The following is a 20724-nucleotide window of genomic DNA, read 5'->3' on the forward strand; positions in this document are numbered from 1 at the left end:
TTACTTTGGTAAATAAGCTGCGGGTAAACGCTTGATTTCTATCTCAGGCGATAGATACGCAGTGTAAACCAACCAACGTTCATCGGGTATGTAGGTCAGACCCGATGAACGGCTATAAGCGCGCTCAGGCAAAGCAATTAAATCATGATGTTGTTTACTAGCTAAGTCATAGAAGCTAATACGATAATCACCTCGGCGCTCTTTATAATAATAAATACGCCCTTCATGATACGCGTTTTTTGCTACTCGTAACCACGCATATTTGCGCGCCAACTTAACATCGTTCACCAGCATTTCTTCAACACCCGTATCATGATGTTTAATCCAAATAGCATGGCGCGAATTGGTAAATAAAATATCGCCCGATTGTGTTTCAACGCCATACTGTGCTGGCATTTCAACAGCTTTTCCTTGGTTATTTCCTGATAAATCATAACGGTAAAGATAGTCACCATCAGAGACTAAAAAATGCTGACTATCAGCACTAAACTTGGGTTTAGCAGCATAGCTAAATGGCAGTTCGATTTGTTGGCTTTGCTCTACTTTGAAATCATAAAAATATAAACGAGCGCTGCCGTTATCGTTCAATGAAAACAAGATATAACGTCCATCGGCTGACCAGGTCGGGTCACGGATCTCAGCGGTACTATGTGAAATATTAGTAAGCTGTTTTCGCGAGCTACTATCGGGGTTTACAATCCAAAGCTGCGAACTGCCTGACTCATTCGACACATACAGCAGTTTATTCTGTTGCTGATTATATTCAGGAAAGAGCGAGCTAAAGTTAGTCGACAACATAGAAAATGGCGAGCTTGCCACCTGTTCGTCTATTTTCAGTCGCGTGATCACCTTATCTAAATCCCATTGATGATAATAAACACTGCCATCGCCACTGAAGTTAGGTGAACTCATACCAGCAATTTGCGTGTTGATTAAGGTTTTATTCTTAATATCATAAAAATAGCCATAACGCTTACCGCCCTCTACCGCACTAAACGCTAATTGCTCTTTAGTTGGGTGCCAATCTACACCGTGAATATCAATAAAGTCGTGAGTTAAGCGTTGGCTTTGCCCTGTTTTCACATCAATTAAGAACAGCGCTTTTTGGTTGTTTTTAACATTACGCGTAACCACAACTCGCTGTGCATCGGGCGAAAACGACACTGACTCATACACAGTTTCGCAGTCATCATTACAAGGAATAACTGTTTCTTTTGTTTGTTTTTCCTGTAACCCAAGTAGCTTGATACGAGTCACCCTGTTGCCTGACTGCCCAGTGTGATCTGCAATGTAGGCTAGAGTTTTGCCATCACTACTGATATCAAGATCTGCTGCATAGCTATTACTGCACTCGCCAAGTACAACACTGGTGGCATTCACCAAAGACAGTTTTACAATTTCACAAACATCTGACGCCATTCGGTAATAGTATAAAGTATTTGAGTCTGGGCTAAACACAGAGCGTCCTTCAGTAAAAGGTGAGTCTGTTAATTGCTTGGCTGGGTGTTCAGGAAAATGTAAATCGCGTAAATAGAGGTTATTTTGTTTACCAAGTTGTCGCCATGAATACACCAAATAGTGTTGATCATCTGAAATTGAAGGATAAATCTCACGACCAGGGCTTGCCGTCACACTTTCGATGCTATTAAGTGGCAACACAAAGCTTGAATTGATTTGCTCTGAGGGCGATGAGAACAACCAATACATTCCCACTAGGCTTATTAAACAAAAAGCCACAAACAACTGCCTTATTTGTACTGCTGTGATACTAAAGCTCTCGGTTTTTACTTCATCGGCTGTAGCTATTGGTTCAGGCTTTAACAGTACCCGGTAACCCGTTTTACGTAATGTCTCTATATAAGTTTGTTCTGGGTCGAGTTCTTTAAATGTTTTTCGTAAATGCCAAATAGCATTCGTTAACGCTTTTTCCCCAACATAAAAATTACCTTCCCACACATGGTTAATAAGATCTTCACGGGTGATAGGTTCAGGGTAGCGCCCAACTAAACAGCCTAATAGCTCAATAAATTTAGGCTGCAAAAGCTGTTCACTGCCATTGCATATCAGTTTATTTTCGAGCGGGTTAACAACACATGATCCAGCTGATAAGCGCGATTAGATGTTTCCATTAACTCTAAATAAAACCTCATTTTAGATAAACAGCAGTGTAAGCCCCTACCAATCTAACGTAAAAGCCAAGTATTAACCAGTCTAGAATTGCAATTTAATTAACAATAAGAATTTTCCTAACGCACTGTTTTTAAATGAATAGATATTCAATAGATATAAAATAGAGACATAAACGAGCAACCTAAGATTGTAGTTAAGTTCACATTTCTATAATTATTTTAACGTCAATACCGACCAACCAGAGTGTTGTTCGCTGTAAATTTTAACTGCCCTTAAAAAGAGCATCACTCTGGTTCTAAAAACTAAAAATATAACAACTAGGAACGCCTGTGAGAAATCTACTAACCAAACCTTGTGCCATTGCACTTGCCGTTGCCAGTGGTTTTAGTCAACATGCTTTTGCAGATGAGGCTGAAATAGCTCGCACTGCCAATACCACCCCAACAGCCAATGAGCAAACTGAAGAACCTGAAAAAATTGTCGTGACAGGTTCACGAATAAAGCGTGATAGTTTTTCCATTTCAACCCCCTTAGTAACGATGGATCGTGACGCTATTTCCGATACAGGATTAAGCAACTTATCAGATATTTTAGTTGATAACATGCCAGCTCTTAGCGAGAGCATCGGTAACACCACCAGCCAATCAAGCGTTTCAACTACCGGTCTATCAACAGTTGAACTACGTAACTTAGGCCCTAATCGCACCTTAACGCTGATCGATGGCCGTCGTGTAGTTTCTAATAGCTACAGCGGCAACTATGTCAGTTTAAATACTATTCCGAGCGGCATGGTTGATCGCGTTGAAATAATCAGTGGTGGCGCTTCTGCAACTTATGGTGCCGATGCTGTGGCCGGTGTTGTTAATATCATCACTCAATCAAAAAAAGAAGGGTTTGATTTTAAAGCTAAAACTGGCGAGTCAACTGAAGGAGGCAGTAAAGAGTTTAGCCTCGATTTAAACTATGGTACGTCATTCGATAATGGTCGCGGCTATGCTTATTTCAGTTCAAACTGGGACCGTGATTTCGGTATGACTTTTTACGACCGTAAACGCGCACAAATAGAAGATAGCTACGATTACGATAAAGATCGCATGTGTAATGTAATGCAAACAGCAGATGGCGATCAATGTATGCGCGACATCACGCAAGCTGATTGGGTGAGTAAAAGTGATGGTCTTCCTGGTGGTGTGTTTTTAGAAAATGGCAAAAACGACACACAGTTCTGGTACGACGGACAAACCCTGCGTGATGATTGGAAAGGTAATGAAGAAATTTATGGTATCAATTCAAATCAGTATGTAATGCTTGATGTACCAAGCGATAACTTCTCTACTGCAGTTAAAATTGATTATGACCTTACTGACAATGTGATGTTTTACGCGCAAGTGCAATACAGTGACAGTGATTCGTTCAATCATAAATCACCAGAAGACGAATATGAGGGTGCCACAGCACCGCAGTTTGATCCGGCTACAGGTGAGCCTTTAGGGCTTGTAAAACCGGGTTATATTCCAATTGATAATCCGTATGTTCCACAAGAGATCCTTGATGCAAACCCATACAAAGACCGTATTTATTGGGATCGTCGCTTTCATGAGGTTGGTAACATCACTACTGACAATAGTCGAAAAACTATTCGCAGCTGGGCTGACATTCAAGGCACTCTATTTAATGACGAGTGGGACTGGGATTTTTCAGTCAGCTATGGTCGATTTAAACAACATCAAGTACGGAGCAATGAATTAAATACAGTTAGACTTAATCAAGCTTTACAAGCTGAAGAGTTAGCTGATGGCACAATTCAGTGTATTGATGAAGCGGCTCGCGCAGAAGGCTGTGTAGCAATTAACTTATTTGGTGAAGGCTCTATTACCGAAGAGATGGCCGCTTGGATCCGCAGCAACCCAATTATTGATACCGAGATAAAACAATATGGTGCGGTAGGCTACATTACTGGTGACCTGTTTGAGCTCCCTGCAGGGCCAGTTGCAGCTGTGTTTGGTGGTGAATACCGCAAAGATAGCCAAGACCTCAAAACCAGTGATGATATAAAAGCAGGCGGTATTACTTTTAATTATGTGCCTACTTTTTATGGTGAAGTTGATGTATATGAAGCTTTTGCTGAGCTTGCACTCCCGCTTTTAAGGGATGCAACATTTGCAAAGTCACTTGATACAGACCTATCTTTACGTGTAGCTAACTACAGTATGAATAATGTCGGGACTGTTGCCAGTTATAAATTAGGCGTAATGTGGGAAATTACTAACGGCTATGCTTTTAGAGCTAACTATGCCCGTGCTCAACGTGCCCCAACTATCACAGAATTATTATCACCACCACGCGGCGACTATGACAGCTATGATGATATCTGTGATGGTCTAACAGCTACATCAACTGACGCAGGGCATGATAACTGCCGCAAAGAGCCAACACTTGCAGCCCTAATTGCAGAAGATCCTAACTTTGAATTTGATGATGATAACAACCGTTATTCACCGGGTGTGGGTAATAAAGAGCTCAAAGAAGAAACCGCTGATACCTATACTTTCGGTGTGACTATTGCCCCTCAGTTTATCCCTGATTTTAATCTTGCAATTGATTTTTATGACATATCTGTCTCTGATGCTATCTCTGAATTAAGTAATGATAATATTCAACGAGAGTGTTATGACTCAGGTACACAATGGGGGGAAAATAATTCTTTTTGTAATGATATTACCCGTAATGATGAAGGTAATATCATTGAAATAGTACAACGTAAATACAACCTCGATGAGCTAACTGCACGTGGTTATGATGTTTCAGCTCAGTATGAATATGATTTACAAAGTTTAGGTCAGTTGGCATTTAAACTTGACTACAATCATGTCATCGAGAACTCGCAAACATACAAAAGCCCTGATGGCAGTAAAGTGACTACACATTATGCGGGCTATGGCGAAAGTAAAGATAAAGCTTCAATGTCTTTAACTTGGCGAAAAGATGAGTTACGGATCCGTTGGCGTACTAAATACTTAGGCTCATTTAAAGCAAGCCAAAGTAGAGAAGAAGAATACTTAGGCTACTTAGCAGATAATGATGAGCGCTGCGCAGAAGGAAGCGATGAATGCGTTACGAACCCTGAAAAACTAGCTTTTCAAGATTACGGCTCATACCTAAGACATGATTTGTCAGTTTCTTATAAATTAGAACTGTCTAACAAAAGTGATTTACGTTTATTTGGTGGTGTGAATAACCTTTTTGACAATAAAGGGGACTTTTACCCATCAGGTCGTGGTAATTATTATTCAAAATACGGTGGTGGCAAGGGGCGCTATGCATACATAGGTGTATCATACAGCTTCTAGCCTCAGCGCTCGAAAATAAGAAGCACGCCTCAGTGGCGTGTTTCTTTATCAATGCCAGCTTTGCATCTCAACTAATCGAGACTCGGTCCTCGCATATTCAAATGCCAGTTTTTGTCCTTGATATAAATCGCTAATGCCCACCTCGGCCGAAATCACCAATAATCGGCTGCGATCATAAAACTCATCAACCAATGCAATAAAGCGCCGCGCTTCATCATCTAAAAAGTGTTCTTGTAAATCTTGCTTTTCTCGCTGGTAGCTATCTTCAATACCATGCACAATTTGTTTGCCTGTTGCTCCACGCCCCATTACTGGCACATTGAGTAAATACACCCGCTGAAAACACTCTGCCAAATAAATATAATCCGCGGTGCTTCTAGGTCCTGAGCAAAGCGTCATAAAATCAAACATAATGGCGTCTTGAGCGAGCAAGATACAGCTAAGCTCGCGGTGGCAAACCTCTATCGTTGTTTGCCTTTGTACCGCTTGCTCTTGCTTTAAAAAGCGCTCTGTTAGCGCCTCTTTGTTATTAATAAAATAATGTGCGGTTTGTTTGCCAAAGCGAAAGCGATGATCTGTATCGCCTTCAACACTTAAAACATGGCAATGCTCATTTAATAAATCGATAGTGGGTAAAAATCGTGCTCGCTGTAAACCGTTGCGATATAACTGCTCCGGTTGACAGTTCGACGTTGCCACTAACACTACTTGTTGCTCAAACAGGGCTTTGAATAAGCCACCTAAGATCATGGCATCGCCAATATCAGACACAAAAAACTCATCAAAACAAATCAAGCGAATATGCTCTGCCCACTCTTTAGCAATCACCGTCAGCGGATTTTTTTGCCCTTGCAGCTGAGTTAAGCGCTCATGCACTTGCTTCATAAAATGATGAAAATGCAAACGCTGCTTAGCGTCAATATCAACAAGCTTGAAAAACACGTCCATTAACATGGATTTACCACGCCCTACTGGACCATATAAGTAAACCCCTTTTATTGGCTTAGCGCTTTGCCACCAATGACTTGGTGCAGCCAGTTCTATGGCTAGATTATCAAGAGCATTTATCGCTGTGCGCTGGGCACAGTCTTCTTGCAAATCACCTTTGGCTATTTGCGCTTGGTAATGCTGTAATATTTGTCCTTGCTGTACTGTCATAGGTAACTAGTATCCGCTATACTCGCCGCCATTGTAGCCGACAAAAATGTGATCCCAATGAAATTTCCATGCCGTTTAGATAAATTTATTAGCCATATTGCCGAGTTACCTCGCAGCAAAACCAAAGCAGGTATCAAACGTAAATACGCCACTGTTAATGGCGAAGTGATCACCTCATTTGATTATTCAATCAACCAAGATGACGACGTGCGCTGGCAAGGCGAGCCGCTGGTGTTTTTAGGCAAACGCTACTTCATGCTCCATAAACCAGCGGGCTATGTATGTGCCAACAAAGATGACCTTCACCCAACTGTATTCGACTTACTTGATGAACCAAACATGAGCGACTTTCATGTTGCAGGCCGTTTAGATATCGACACCACAGGGTTAGTGATCATCACCAATGACGGCGACTGGTCACACAAAATTACTGCACCAAAGCATAACAAATTCAAAACGTATTTAGTTGAAACTCAAGAACCTATTGATGAAGAAGCCATTGCAGCGTTAGAGCAAGGGGTGCAATTGCACAACGAAAAAGAGCTAACTCGCCCTGCGGTTGTTGAAAAACTTGCAAGCTACAGCTTACGCCTTTCAATTTGCGAAGGTAAATACCATCAAGTTAAGCGAATGCTTGCAGCTGTAGGTAATAAAGTTGTTGAATTACATCGTGAAAAAATAGCAGACATCACCCTTGATGAAAGCCTTGCAAGCGGTGAATATCGTGCCCTGACAGAAGCCGAACTGAAGCTCTAAATAGGTACTTGAGTAAAAATCATGATAACGCTGTCATTTTTCCTTAATAAAACCAGACAAACGTGGTAGAAGTTAACAGGGGAAATAATAAAGGAGGCTGACTGTGTTATCAGGATTAGCTTTAAAAACAAAAATCACCTTATTTGCTATCGCAATGTTTATTGCGTTATCGGCGATAGCTTTACTTGGCTTACAATCTTTACGTCATGCCAGCGAAAGCGACAACATCGCGCGTATCAACCAGCTCATGAAGAGCACCACCAATATTGTTGAGCAATTTGAGTTGATGGTTAAAAGCAATCAACTCGAAGAAGCACAAGCAAAGAAGCTCGCGATTCAGGTACTTCGAGAAAATAAATACCACGACTCAGAATATGTGTATGTCGTCGACAACAACTTAGATTTTGTCGCCACTCCGCACGACCCAGAACTACACGGCACCAGCTTTAACGATTTTAAAGATGCCAGCGGCAACAGTATCGACCGTATGGTCGAAAATCTCGTGGGTAACACGACCAATAAAATCATCACCTATCACTGGGATTCAGTGCGAGATGGTGAAACCGTTGATTTAACCTCTGTAGTACAAAAAACACCGCTGTTTGGCTGGTATGTTGGTACAGGCATTAGCGCCAAAGAAGTTGATGAACGTTATTGGAATACTGCAAAGTGGCTGCTGGGCTTATCTATGCTTATTGCCATTGCACTGACCTTTGCCATTGCCCGCTTTGGTTCATCGCTCACTAATGCCTTGGGCGGCGAAATTGATGAAGTAATTGGTATTGTTAAGAATGTCTCTCGTGGCAACTTAAACTCACATATTCGCCAAGATACCCCACCTGAAAGCATTATTGCAGCCATGCATTATATGCAGCAAGGGTTACGCGGCGTTGTTGGTGGCATTAAAGGGGTTACAGATAGCTTAAAAAATCAAAGTGTCGATAACGAATATCGCTCTGTTGAGCTCGACAAACTCACTCGTAGCCTAAACGAAGAAACTCAAATGGTAGCTTCAGCTATTACCGAGTTAACAGCCTCAGCGCAAACCGTTGTAGAACATGCTGAGCAAGCCGCTTACTCAGTGCAAGAAGCTGAGCAACAAGGTCAAAGTGCCAGCCACTTAACCAGCGAGGCTGCTGATACTATCGCGCTTTTAGAGCAGCAAATTGACAGCGCTGGTAATAACATTCAAGTGCTTGATGATGAAGTAAATAACATCGCAAATGTACTGAGTGTTATTCAAGGTATTGCCGAACAAACGAACTTACTTGCGCTTAATGCGGCAATAGAAGCTGCCCGTGCAGGTGAGCAAGGACGAGGTTTTGCTGTGGTTGCTGATGAAGTTCGTGGGCTTGCTCAGCGCACACAGACCAGCACTGAAGAAATCCGCAATATGATTGGCAAACTACAAGCTGCAACCCAAGATGCCAAGTCATCTGTTTCGCTCAGTATGAGTACCAGTGAACAAACCGTAGAAAAATCGACTAAAGCCAATGAAGAACTAAAACGCGTTGCCAGCTCACTCAGCGCAATCGCGCAAATGAGCCATCAGATAGCTATTGCTGCAAAAGAGCAGCTTGATGCTGGTGAAGACACCGCCAAGCGCATCGTAACTATCTCAGACACGGCTTCACAAACGGCTAATGTATCTAATCAGGCTCATACAGCAACCGATTTGATCAAAGGCCTTACTAGCGATTTAGAAACTGAAACCGCTAAGTTTAGCTAATTCAAACAAGTAAAAACGAAAAAGCCCAGCAACTGCTGGGCTTTTTCGTTTTAAGTTCGTATTAAGACTTTATTTGTACCAAATCAAAATCGGCCATCCCCGGCACCATTTGTTGTAATCGTGACTCAGTGACATCTAATGAGTTCAAACACTCACAGTATTCTGAGGCTTTCATCTCTAATTGCTCTGCTTTCTTTTGTAGTGATTTATCAATTTCTTTTGAGATGATGTCCATACGCTGCCCCATATCATTGATACGGTCTTCGATGTTACCTTCGCGCGATTTAAAGGCATCACCTAGCGAAACTAAAATAGCGCCAAGTGAACCGTGAACTGCAGAGTGAATTTTTTGGCTGATTTCTTTGGTAAAAAAGTCATCGATTTTCGACAGCGACTGCGGAGCAATAAAGAAAAAGTCATCGCCACGCTTAAATTTATCCATTAGTGCACGCTCAACATATTGCAGTTGAGTTTTTAGCACTTCAGGCTCTTTGTCTGACATGCCCTCAACAACTTGCTCGATAGCACTTAAGCCAAGGTTTACACCATCGGTCGCCAGGTCAACAAGTTCAGGGACGGTTTGCCTGATACCGCGGCTGAACTGCTCTACAACTTGGCTTTCTTCTGGGCTTAAATCAACCCAATAACCACGTATAAACAATTGGTTATCGTTGTTGATTTGTACGCGAGTTTGACCTTTATCAACAATACGAATGACATCATCAGTGATGATCAAGCCATGGCTTAGCTCTACATCGCATTGTTTTTTTTCTAGGGTTGCGTAACTGGAAAAGCTAGAGAATGTAATGGCCGCTGCTAACAACGAGCGAGAAAAGAACGCCATATACACCTCAAAAAGACAAAAAAGGAAGGCCGCTAGATTAGCAAATATCCAATTTTATGCAAGTAAAACGCCTAGCTATGCTAGGCGTCTTAAAAGAAAGGTGAGTTAAATTGGTGAGCCCGGTGGCATTGGCAACACTTTAAAGTTTGCAGGCCATTCACCGTTTTCTAAAAAGTGACTGATTTGCTCGCTTAAATATTGCTTAAATGCACTGTTGCCAACGGATACACTGCCTAGCATTGATTCTTGCTGGTAACTCTTTGCAAGTTTAGCTAAGTAGTAACGAAGCTGAGCTTGTACTTCGGGTGCCACCTCATTGCTAGCGACTAAGTCGGCAAATTGTTTCGCCGTTAAAAGCTGCACACGTTGGCTAATTTTACCTGCCATCCCTGAGGCAGTTTTTTGTTCGAAAACTTGCTGATAAGTTTGTGCTAATAACGCATCTAAACCATAAAATGCATCGCTTCGTGCTTGCTGCTGCGCTAAACGGTTAATACGTTGGCTATTAAAAAGTAGGCTCAAGCTATGTGCTGCAGCAACCTCAGGCAGTGCCATCGCATCGAGCGTTAGCCCTGTGCGACCAACAATGCTCTCCCGTGATTTTGATTCACCATACGCTTTTGGTGGAATAAGCGCTAATACCGACTCAGGCAAAACAAGGTTCTCAGCTTTTAATGTCGCAAGTACGGCATCCACTGCCGCTTGTTGTGTTTGCTTTGCCACAACCTGCGCCCCTTTTGGTTGTGAACCATCACGAACTTCGTATTCGTAATTTACACCGGCAATTAATTTAACCGCCGCTTCAACTTGATAGCGGTGGAACAAATAAAGTGGCACCAGCATTTCTTCTAGTTGTGATAAAGCTGTGCCCGTTTTGATGTTTTCGATACCAAAGCTCGTCAGCGCTTGTTTACGAACATCTAGTACCCGCATAAGCTCATCACTCGGTGAACTGCCGTTATCCCATAAATGCCCAGTTGGGTGAGCGCCCCCTTGAGCGCGGGCATCACTGTCTGAAATAAATTCCAGCCCTTTGCTTTTGTTTTCAGCTAAAATTGTGGCCAATTGCTGTGCTTCATCTTGATTGGTGAAGTCGCTATAACCGTATTTGACCACTTGGGTATCCCATACGCCCATGCCAGCAGCATAGCCGCGGCTTACATCTAATTTACCTTGCTCATTGAAGCTCAGTAGTGGGTGTGGATAATCCATCACAGAAGCTCTGTCTGCCACTGACGCTGCAAAGTTATGCGAAATACCTAAAGTATGCCCTACTTCATGAGCGCTTAATTGACGGATGCGGTCAAGTGCCATGGCTTGTAAACGCTTAGCTACTTCATTGCCTTCAAAATAGGGAGCTGCTAATGCTTCTGCAATTAAGATATCTTGACGAACACGCAGTGAACCCAGTGTCACATGGCGTTTTTGATAATTTCGCCAGTTCGAGGGTCAATCACTGAACTGCCATACGACCAACCACGGGTTGCACGGTGCACCCATTGAATTACGTTGTAGCGAATATCCATAGGGTCGGCATCATCAGGGAGCACTTTAACGATAAATGCGCTCTTATAACCTGCTGCATTAAAGGCATCATTCCACCATTTAGCACCATCAAGTAACGCTGTTTTAACTGGCTCTGGTACGCCCGGATCTAAGTAATAAACAATCGGTTCAACGGGCTCGCTGATTGGCAGGCTCGGATCTTTTTTGCTAAACGATGACGCGGGATGTAACGCACATACATAGACTCACCCAGCGCTGCCGCATAATCTTTGTGCTCAATGCTCCAAAAACCTGCTTGAGGGTGGAACTTGCGCGGGGTGTAGTTATCATCAGGTAATTCAATTAATGAGTGATGCATATGTACTGTCAGCGCATAAGGGTCTGCGCTCACTTGGCGTACATACTTTCCTGGGTTATTACCTTGAAAAGTAAGTACGGCTTCTAATTCTGTATTTTTTTCAAACGCTTTTGAACGTGCTAAATATACCGCACTGCGGTTACTATCTAGATTAAAACTTCCCTGCCCGGTTGCCGATAAACGACGGCTTACGCCATGAACATCGCTTAATAAATAAGGGGTGTAATCCACAAGTACCGCAGTATCTGACTGAGCTACAACACTAAAACCCGCTAAAATACTCGATGCGAACGCCTCTTTAATACTTTGTTGTTCCGCAAGGTTATTAGTATTAGCGCGGTAATAAGTATTGATGGCTCTTAGCATTACCTTATCGCCAAAACGCTCAAACTGTACTAAATGTGTGTCACCTAACTGACCGCGATCTAAGCCAATATCATTTGAACCAACACCGTAAGGTAGGCTTTGTTGTAGTAAAAATTGTTGCTCGAGTTTATCCACCTCAAGATACAATTTGCCGTTTTCTGTGTCGTAGTAAAATGAAAAATAGCCTGAAAAATGAGTCATTTTTTCAGTAAAATCATTTATAGACTTAATTGCTGCGTGTGCTTGAGTTATCATAGTAAGTAGCACAGCTAAGAGCAGATATCGTAGTAATGGTATTTTTTGCATAATCTTATCTTTGTTATTCGCGTTTTAAATACTGTATAGGTATTAAGCAGTATAAAGTACCGTTTATAAAAATCAGCTATTTAAGACGAAATTCAGCGCTTGCTAAGACATTCTCTCTCACACTAAAAATGTCTGGCTACAACGTTATCAGGAAAATAGAATGCGTAGACTCCCACCGGTATTGTTAGAAGATGGTTGCCCTCGTGAACTGATCTCATTGATCAGAACGGTACTTGCGGCATGTAAAGAAATTTCATTTCGTGTTGGTCAAGGCGCCCTATCTGGCGTATTAGGCTCAACCCTAGACGAAAACATTCAGGGTGAAACACAGAAAAAACTCGACGTTCTAACTAACCAACTTTTAAAAGATATTTTATTAGAATCGGGCTACGTAAAAGCCATTGCCTCTGAAGAAGAAGACTTCACCGTTGCGGGTAATCCAGATGCCAACTACATTGTTGCATTCGACCCACTTGATGGCTCATCAAATACTGATATCAACTCACTCGTTGGTACAATTTTCTCAATTATGGCAGCGCCTGAAGGTTCAGATCCAGCTGATCCTAGTATTTTTATGCAACCGGGTAAAAACCAAGTTGCAGCGGGTTATGTGTTATATGGCCCATCAACCGTGCTGGCGTTAACAACCGGCAAAGGCACACGCTTTTTCACCTTAGATAAAACGCACGGTACCTTCTTATTAACACAAGATTTTGCAAGCGTACCTGAAGAGACCAGCGAATTTGCTATCAATGCTTCAAACCAACGCCATTGGCAACCTGCGATGCAAAATTACATCAATGACTTAATTGCTGGTGACACAAACCCACGTGGTCGTAACTTCAACATGCGCTGGATTGCTGCAATGGTGGGTGATGTGCACCGTGTATTATGTCGTGGTGGTATTTTTACTTACCCAACTGACACGAAAGATCCAAATAAACCTAACAAATTACGTTTATTATACGAAGCAAACCCAATGGCAATGTTAATCGAACAAGCTGGCGGCATAGCTTCTACAGGCACTGAGCGCATCATGGACATTCAACCTGACGCTATTCACCAACGTGTGGCGGTGATCTTAGGTTCGAAGAACGAAGTAGAAACCTGTTTAAGCTACCATAAATAACAAGCAGTAAATGCCTCAAACTGGAAGACTTCAACTTTAGAAGCTTCCAGTTTTTAATAAACGAGAGATTCTCAACAAGTTACTTACCTTACAGGCACAAAAAAACCGCAACGAGTGCGGTTTCTTAAATTCTTTTGGCGCTTAAATTAAAGGCCTGCGCGGTCTTTAATAACAGCGATTAGTGGTGAACCACCGTGACCGTTCGACTCAGCCCAAGCAATATCAGCACCATCTTCTAAAGAGCTTTTTGATAAGTTCTTAACAATATACTCACCAGTATCTGCCGCGCCGCTTTCGATTGCATGACGAAGCATGTTATTGCCATTGCATTTCACAGCATCAAAAATGTTACGAATTTTCACACGTGAGCTTTTAAGCTTACTACGCAAACGGTTTTTATCATCAGCTGCGATATATTCACAGATAGAAACCGCTAATTGATCATCAGCTTTTGCTGGTGCTGTATACGCAACTGACGCTGATACAACAGCCGCTGCAAGTAACATATTTGGTAACTTCATCATATTTTGCCCTTATGTAATACTTTTTTCTTACCAAGATTGTGTAATATTGTACCAACTAATTAATTTTACCGCAATAATGTTACGAATTTTTGTACAGGGTTACAAAAGTATACGAGTGAGGGTTTTTGTTATCAGGCTGATGCTTTTCTTGCTCGGCAACTGTCCAATTAGCAACACTTTCGTAATCTGGGAACTGCGTATCACCTTCCACTTCAAGGTCGATAAAAGTTAAGTATAGACGATCTGCTTGAGACAGGAATTGTTCGTATATATTTCCGCCACCAATAATCATTACTTCTTCAACATCAGCAACCAATTCCAGCGCAGCCTCTGGTGAAGTAACCACCTCAATACCTTCAGCTGTGTAATCAGCATTACGCGTGATAATAATATTTTGACGACCCGGTAAAGGCCGACCTATTGATTCAAATGTTTTACGGCCCATGATCACAGGCTTTGCCATGGTTACTTTTTTAAAGTGTTGCAGATCGGCGGGTAAATGCCATGGCATTTGGTTGTCTTGTCAATTACTCGGTTATTTGCCATCGCAGCAATCATTGAAATTTTCACACTAAACCTTAATACTTTTTTCTTATTAATAAAAAAGGAGCGCATGGCTCCTTTTCAGTTTTAAATTTTATCGTTGGTAGATAACTTCCACATCGTAGTCATCATCATCCCAGTCGTCATCCCAATCATCATCATCTTGAGAGGTCGCTTTCTGATGATAAGTATCCCACTTAAATTCAACTTCTTCTTTCTCTTCTTCAGCGAATTTCTCTTTCGGCATACTATCAAGTAGCGCCATAATGTCATGACACAATGCTTGAGTATTTTGTTTATTCGCAGCAGAAATACGGTAAACATTAACCTCTTCACCTAGCTCTTCGGCAATTTCATTACACAGGGCTTCAGCTTCATCTTCTGGTAATAGGTCAATTTTGTTAAATACTAACCAGCGCGGCTTTTCAGCAAGTTTAGGGCTGTATTGGTGTAGCTCATTAATAATCGCAAAGGCATTATCAACCGGGTTTGTACCATCAACAGGCATAACATCAATGATATGCAGTAATACACGACAACGCTCTAAGTGTTTTAAGAAGCGAATACCAAGGTCGCGCCATCTGAAGCGCCTTCGATTAGACCTGGGATATCAGCAATTACAAATGACTTATTCGCATCTGGGCGTACTACACCAAGATTAGGAATAAGCGTCGTAAACGGGTAATCTGCCACTTTTGGTTTAGCTGCAGAAACACTGCGGATAAACGTTGATTTACCAGCATTTGGTAAACCAAGTAAGCCAACATCTGCAAGTAGCATTAGCTCTAGACGTAAGCTGCGAACTTCACCAGGTGTACCTAGTGTTTTTTGACGTGGAGCGCGGTTTGTACTTGATTTAAAACGTGCATTCCCCAAGCCATGGAAACCACCTTTTGCAACAACAACCTTTTGACCATGCTTGGTCAAATCACCTAATGACTCTTCAGTATCAACATCAATGATACGTGTACCAACAGGCACTTTAAGCGTTAAATCAGCGCCTTTTTTACCAGTCATGTTACGGCTTTGACCATTTGTGCCGCGCTCTGCTTTATGAAAACGCTCAAATTGGTAATCAATTAACGTATTTAAGTTTTCATCGGCTTGTAGATAAACGCTGCCGCCATCGCCGCCGTCGCCGCCATCAGGACCGCCATCTGGTACATATTTTTCACGTCGGAAAGATACGACACCGCTGCCGCCATCACCCGCGTCACAACGAATTTCTACTTCATCTACAAACTTCATGATTACTCACTTTAAGATTGGCTTGTTAATAACTCTATTATATACCTAAGTGCCCTATTCAGCACCCAATGCCAAGGCGCTTAGGTATATATTTATACGCACTATTATGTGCCTTAAAACAAAAAACCCCGCAAAGGCGGGGTTTTTCAAATATCGAGATGATTACTCAGCTACGATATTTACGTATTTACGGTTTAAAGGACCCTTCTGTTCGAATTGAACTTTACCATCTGCTTTTGCGAAGATAGTGTGGTCTTTACCGATACCTACGTTTGCGCCAGCGTGGAAACGAGTACCACGTTGACGAACAATGATGCTACCCGCTAGAACTGATTCGCCACCAAAACGCTTAACACCTAGGCGTTTGCTTTCTGAATCGCGACCGTTACGAGTACTACCAGCTGCTTTTTTATGTGCCATTTCTCAGTACCTCTAATTAAGCGCTAATGCCAGTGATTTTAACTTCAGTGAACCATTGACGATGGCCCATTTGCTTACGAGAATGCTTACGACGTCTAAATTTAACAATCTTAACTTTCTCACCGCGACCGTGTGAAACAACCTCAGCTGTTACTTTACCACCGTTTACGAACGGTACACCGATTCTCGATTTTCTCACCATCAGCAACTAAAAGTACTGAATCAAATTCAACTGCTGCACCAGTTTCAACGTCTAATTTCTCAAGACGAATTGTTTGACCTTCAGTCACACGGTGCTGTTTACCACCACTTTGGAAAACCGCGTACATAATTAACTCCGTCTGTGCGCCCTCAAATCGACGCAACTAAAATATTCTTCAATAGGGCGCGAAGTTTACGCTAATGTGCAAAAACTAGCAAGCCTCTTTTTCGATAAAATGAATAAAAAATAGCTGCATTGAGAGCAATTCAATATTTTCCCCTATTCTATCCTAAAAACACCACATGCCAAGCGGTTTTTACGATCTCATGACAATTAAATTACGTTAATAATAGGCACCTTTAAAATTCAAAAAGCTGATCACTTATTAATCAAGGTTATAAATTTATCTTGGCAAAATTGATCTCAAATAAAAAACTTTACAGTGTTTTTTTACTGAATCATCACAAAATATCGAGCAAGCGCTTTTTTTGTTGTACAATCAGCCCCGTATACCCATAAATATTGGCTCGGAGATCAATGGATATAAAAGCTATCCAGACGTTAATCGAAAATGAAATGGATGACGTCAATCAACTTATACATGCCCAAATGCGCTCAGATGTCGCATTGGTTAACCAACTCGGTTTATACATAGTAAACAGTGGCGGTAAACGCGTTCGTCCTATGTTGGCCATTTTAGCGGCAAAAGCACTTGGTTATGAGGGCAAAGACCATATTACGCTTGCCACTATCATCGAATTTATTCATACCGCCACATTATTGCATGACGACGTTGTCGACGAGTCACATTTGCGCCGTGGTACGCCTACAGCCAATGCAGAGTTTGGTAATGCAGCTAGCGTTTTGGTCGGTGACTTTATCTATACACGTTCATTTCAGCTTATGGTTGGCCTAGGTAAAATGTCAATCATGCAAATTTTAGCGGATGCAACCAATGTCATCGCTGAAGGTGAAGTATTACAGCTAATGAACTGTAATGACCCTGACACCACAGAACAAAGCTATATGCAGGTTATTTACAGCAAAACGGCAAAATTGTTCGAAGCTGCAACCGTTTTGCTGCAATTATTACCGAGCAAGACGAGCAAACCCTTGAAGCATTAAACTTATATGGAATGCATCTTGGCACTGCATTCCAATTAGTGGATGATGTACTTGATTACAACGCCGATGCCGAGCAACTTGGTAAAAACATTGGCGATGATTTAGCTGAAGGTAAACCTACCCTACCGCTTATCTACGCAATGCAAAAAGGCACACCAGAGCAAGTTAAGCTAGTACGCGAAGCTATTGAGCTTGGTAATGGTATGGACCATTTAGAAAGCATTCTAGCGGCATTAGCTGACACTAAAGCCCTTGAGTTTGCAATGCAAAAAGCTGAGCAAGAAGCTGACAAAGCAATTGCTTGTATTGCGTTCTTACCAGATACACCGTACAAACAAGCCTTAGAGAGTTTGGCCCGTATCGCCGTTGCCCGCGATCACTAAACACTATTTATTCGAGCCATTAAAAAAGCCTGCATTTGCAGGCTTTTTTGTTTTCGGCGATTTAAAAAATCGCCTATCATCTGTCGGAATTAACCGTTGATGAAATCAATACCTTCTTGGATGTCTTTGTTAAGTGTAGCTAGCATGTCGTTTTTAGCTTGCTCTTCGAATGCACTTAACTCACCGTAAGAAAGGATTTCTTCAACGCCGTTTTTACCTAGACGAACTGGGTGTGCGAAGTATGCTGCGTCACCGTTTTCAACTGCAACGTATGCGTAATCAACTACTTCTTCACCTTGTAAGCCTTTAACTAAAGACATACAGAAGCGTGCTGCTGCAGCACCCATAGAAAGAGTCGCTGAACCGCCACCCGCTTTAGCGTTAACAACTTCAGTACCTGCGTTTTGGATACGTGGAGTTAATGCCGCAACTTCTTCGTCAGTGAAAGTAACACCTTCAACTTGAGATAGAAGAGGAAGGATTGTCGTACCTGAGTGACCGCCGATCACTGGAACTTTAACGTCAGTTGCGCTTAAACCTTTAAGTTCAGCAACAAATGCTTCTGAACGGATCACGTCAAGCGTTGTGATACCGAATACACGGCCTGCATCGTAAGTACCCGCTTTTTTGAATACTTCAGCAACGATTGGCACTGTGCCGTTTACTGGGTTAGTGATGATACCTACTAACGCTTTAGGACAGTTTTTAACGATGCCTTCAGCTAATGTTTTGATGATACCTGCGTTTACGTTGAAAAGGTCCGCACGGTCCATGCCTGGCTTACGTGGCATACCCGCTGGGATAAGAACGATATCACAACCAGCTAATGCTGCGTCTAAGCTGTCAGCACCAAAGCCTTCAACTTTAACGTCTGTTGGGATGTGAGAAAGATCAACCGCTACACCAGGAACAACAGGGGCAACATCGTATAACGATAATTCAGAACCTGCAGGTAAACTTGTTTTTAATAATAAAGACAATGCTTGGCCGATACCGCCAGCTGCGCCTAAAACAGCAACTTTCATTGGAATTCTCCGTAATTTGAGGTAGGAAATATTTGTGGCCCTAAAGATAATGAAATTAGCGACTAAAAACAAATTTATCCTGCTTATTTCGCGTATAATTTCGACCATAGTTGTAAACTTGGCTGTAAAGACACAGCATTTTGGACGACTTTGTAAACTAATACTGCATAAATATGCAGAGTTGTGTAGAATTACCCTACATTTTATGAATAAAGAAACGGCAACATGCAACCACAAGACAAACAAGAAGCACTGATCAAAGCGTTTAAAGCGCTATTAAAAGAAGAAAACTTCGGTTCACAAGGTGAGATTGTCGAAGCATTAAAAGAGCAAGGCTTTGATAATATTAGTCAAAGTAAAGTATCTCGCATGTTAAGCAAATTTGGTGCGGTACGTACTCGTAATGCAAAACAAGAAATGGTCTATTGCTTACCGGCTGAAATGGGTGTGCCAACAGCGAAAAGCCCACTGCGTCAGCTTGTTATTGATATTATGCATAACGAAATGATGATCATTATTCGCACCAGTCCAGGCGCAGCACAATTAATTGCTCGTTTACTTGATTCACTCGGTAAAGCAGATGGCGTACTAGGCACTATTGCAGGCGACGACACTATTTTTATCGCCCCTGCGAAGATTTCTGAAATCGATGTGACGCTCGATCGCGTGCGCACTTTATTCGATACCGTTTAAAGTTGCTTTAAGAAGTTTACTGACGGGGCGAAAAACGCAGATCCCATATCGGCTTGAGTAAAATCGAGCCAATGATCATAGCAATCGCCCTGCCCCAAGCGACTCTTTAATACCTGCTCAAACGCATCCCCTTGCGCCGCACACGAAACCATTAAAATTCCCTGCTTATGCACATCACCAAATGGCATGCTTTGGTTTAGCAAGAGAGGCTGGCCATGCTCATCTTTTAATTCACTACGAACCGCATGACTGGTTTCTACAGCAGGCACAATCAAGGTGTTATCTAGACGCGTGCGCCCCATGATTTGCTCTTGCTCTGATAACGATAAATGCTGCCAGACACTCAAATCATGCACAAAGCGCTGAACATGGATATAGCTGCCTTGGTCTTCAAAGTGACCCGGTTTGTCGATAAGTGCTGTACTACGCTTTTGACGGCCATGAGGTGTATCGCCTGCATAAATAAAGCCGTTAAAATCACGTCCATCTAAAAACCGAAAATTACGGACCTGCTCCACCAGCTCAACATCCGGTGTTAATAATTTTAGGATTTGCAGGGCAAATAGATGGTTTACATCTTCACGGTCTGAGCGAATTTGTACAAACAAATCAAATGGCTGGGCACTCATCACATGATCACTATGAGTTACATTCGGAAAGCTTTGCAATTGACTAGGAATAAACTCGGGCAAGATATGCGACCAATACTGAGCACCAAGGGCAACCACGCACGATAGCATGGCTTCTGAGAACTGATCAGCAAACTCATCTTGAATGACGCTAACGCGTTTTAGTTTTTTACGTAATGACTCATCGTGGCCATCGTAAACATTAAAAAACAGGTGCAAACCATGTAAGTTTGCTTCAGCACAAATCCCAGATTGCGCTTGCGCCATAGTGAATCCTTAGCTTCTCGTTATTTGCACAAA

Annotated in this window: 12 protein-coding genes and 5 pseudogenes; 6 read left to right on the forward strand and 11 right to left on the reverse strand. The window is 42.1% G+C overall.

Features of this window, described 5'->3' with window-relative positions; translation table 11 throughout:
- A complete protein-coding gene (locus ACRWSG_RS05910; RefSeq protein ID WP_462165867.1) occupies nt 1-2040 on the reverse strand; it encodes a winged helix-turn-helix domain-containing protein in 2040 nt (679 codons plus the stop codon).
- A gap of 419 nt (nt 2041-2459) precedes the next feature.
- On the opposite strand from ACRWSG_RS05910, the gene ACRWSG_RS05915 reads away from it, so the two are divergent.
- Complete coding sequence (locus ACRWSG_RS05915) at nt 2460-5480, forward strand: TonB-dependent receptor domain-containing protein (RefSeq protein ID WP_462165868.1); 3021 nt, start codon at nt 2460-2462, stop codon at nt 5478-5480.
- A 48-nt stretch (nt 5481-5528) separates the two neighbouring features.
- On the opposite strand, the gene zapE is transcribed toward ACRWSG_RS05915, so the two are convergent.
- Nucleotides 5529-6638 carry a cell division protein ZapE gene (gene zapE / locus ACRWSG_RS05920; protein ID WP_462165869.1) on the reverse strand — a complete coding sequence of 370 codons (1110 nt, stop codon included), beginning with the start codon at nt 6636-6638 and terminating at the stop codon, nt 5529-5531.
- 57 nt (nt 6639-6695) lie between these two features.
- On the opposite strand from zapE, the gene rsuA reads away from it, so the two are divergent.
- Both rsuA and ACRWSG_RS05930 read left to right on the forward strand, forming a co-directional pair.
- Nucleotides 6696-7394, forward strand: a complete 699-nt coding sequence (gene rsuA / locus ACRWSG_RS05925; RefSeq protein ID WP_304636028.1) for a 16S rRNA pseudouridine(516) synthase RsuA — start codon at nt 6696-6698, stop codon at nt 7392-7394.
- 154 nt (nt 7395-7548) lie between these two features.
- Nucleotides 7549-9123 (forward strand): methyl-accepting chemotaxis protein, encoded by a 1575-nt coding sequence (locus ACRWSG_RS05930; RefSeq protein WP_462166904.1) that lies wholly within the window; start codon nt 7549-7551, stop codon nt 9121-9123.
- Nucleotides 9124-9184: 61 nt separating this feature from the next.
- On the opposite strand, the gene ACRWSG_RS05935 is transcribed toward ACRWSG_RS05930, so the two are convergent.
- Together ACRWSG_RS05935 and ACRWSG_RS05940 are read right to left on the reverse strand one after the other, a co-directional pair.
- Complete coding sequence (locus ACRWSG_RS05935) at nt 9185-9967, reverse strand: YggN family protein (protein ID WP_166340496.1); 783 nt, start codon at nt 9965-9967, stop codon at nt 9185-9187.
- A gap of 105 nt (nt 9968-10072) precedes the next feature.
- A pseudogene (locus tag ACRWSG_RS05940) lies at nt 10073-12503 on the reverse strand (zinc-dependent metalloprotease).
- 160 nt (nt 12504-12663) lie between these two features.
- Here ACRWSG_RS05940 and ACRWSG_RS05945 point away from each other — a divergent pair.
- Nucleotides 12664-13632, forward strand: coding sequence for a class 1 fructose-bisphosphatase (locus ACRWSG_RS05945; RefSeq protein WP_462165870.1), 969 nt, complete (start codon nt 12664-12666; stop codon nt 13630-13632).
- 146 nt (nt 13633-13778) lie between these two features.
- Here the strand turns inward: ACRWSG_RS05945 and ACRWSG_RS05950 are convergent, their stop codons facing one another.
- The 5 genes and pseudogenes from ACRWSG_RS05950 to rplU all read right to left on the reverse strand — a co-directional run bounded on the left by ACRWSG_RS05950 (nt 13779) and on the right by rplU (nt 16696).
- A complete protein-coding gene (locus ACRWSG_RS05950; protein WP_054551017.1) occupies nt 13779-14156 on the reverse strand; it encodes a DUF3718 domain-containing protein in 378 nt (125 codons plus the stop codon).
- Between the two features lie 79 nt (nt 14157-14235).
- Nucleotides 14236-14714 (reverse strand): annotated as a pseudogene (folA, locus tag ACRWSG_RS05955) (type 3 dihydrofolate reductase).
- A 79-nt stretch (nt 14715-14793) separates the two neighbouring features.
- Nucleotides 14794-15947, reverse strand: a pseudogene (cgtA, locus tag ACRWSG_RS05960) (Obg family GTPase CgtA).
- A gap of 162 nt (nt 15948-16109) precedes the next feature.
- Entirely contained in the window at nt 16110-16367 is a 258-nt protein-coding gene (gene rpmA / locus ACRWSG_RS05965; RefSeq protein WP_054551015.1) for a 50S ribosomal protein L27, read from the reverse strand.
- Nucleotides 16368-16383: 16 nt separating this feature from the next.
- Nucleotides 16384-16696, reverse strand: a pseudogene (rplU, locus tag ACRWSG_RS05970) (50S ribosomal protein L21).
- Between the two features lie 557 nt (nt 16697-17253).
- Here rplU and ispB point away from each other — a divergent pair.
- A pseudogene (gene ispB / locus ACRWSG_RS05975) lies at nt 17254-18077 on the forward strand (octaprenyl diphosphate synthase).
- 89 nt (nt 18078-18166) lie between these two features.
- Here ispB and mdh read toward each other — a convergent pair.
- The gene (gene mdh, locus ACRWSG_RS05980) at nt 18167-19102 is read right to left on the reverse strand and encodes a malate dehydrogenase (RefSeq protein ID WP_462165872.1); all 936 of its coding nucleotides are present in this window, start codon (nt 19100-19102) and stop codon (nt 18167-18169) included.
- A 225-nt stretch (nt 19103-19327) separates the two neighbouring features.
- Here mdh and argR point away from each other — a divergent pair, with 225 nt between their 5' ends.
- Nucleotides 19328-19795: a transcriptional regulator ArgR gene (argR, locus tag ACRWSG_RS05985; protein ID WP_054551012.1), complete on the forward strand. Its 468-nt coding sequence runs from the start codon at nt 19328-19330 to the stop codon at nt 19793-19795.
- Here argR and ACRWSG_RS05990 read toward each other — a convergent pair.
- On the reverse strand, nt 19792-20691 hold the full coding sequence (locus ACRWSG_RS05990; protein ID WP_462165873.1) for a Dyp-type peroxidase: 900 nt from the start codon (nt 20689-20691) through the stop codon (nt 19792-19794). The genes argR and ACRWSG_RS05990 overlap by 4 nt on opposite strands.
- Nucleotides 20692-20724 lie beyond the last annotated feature (33 nt).

This window comes from Pseudoalteromonas sp. GB43 (assembly GCF_054923805.1).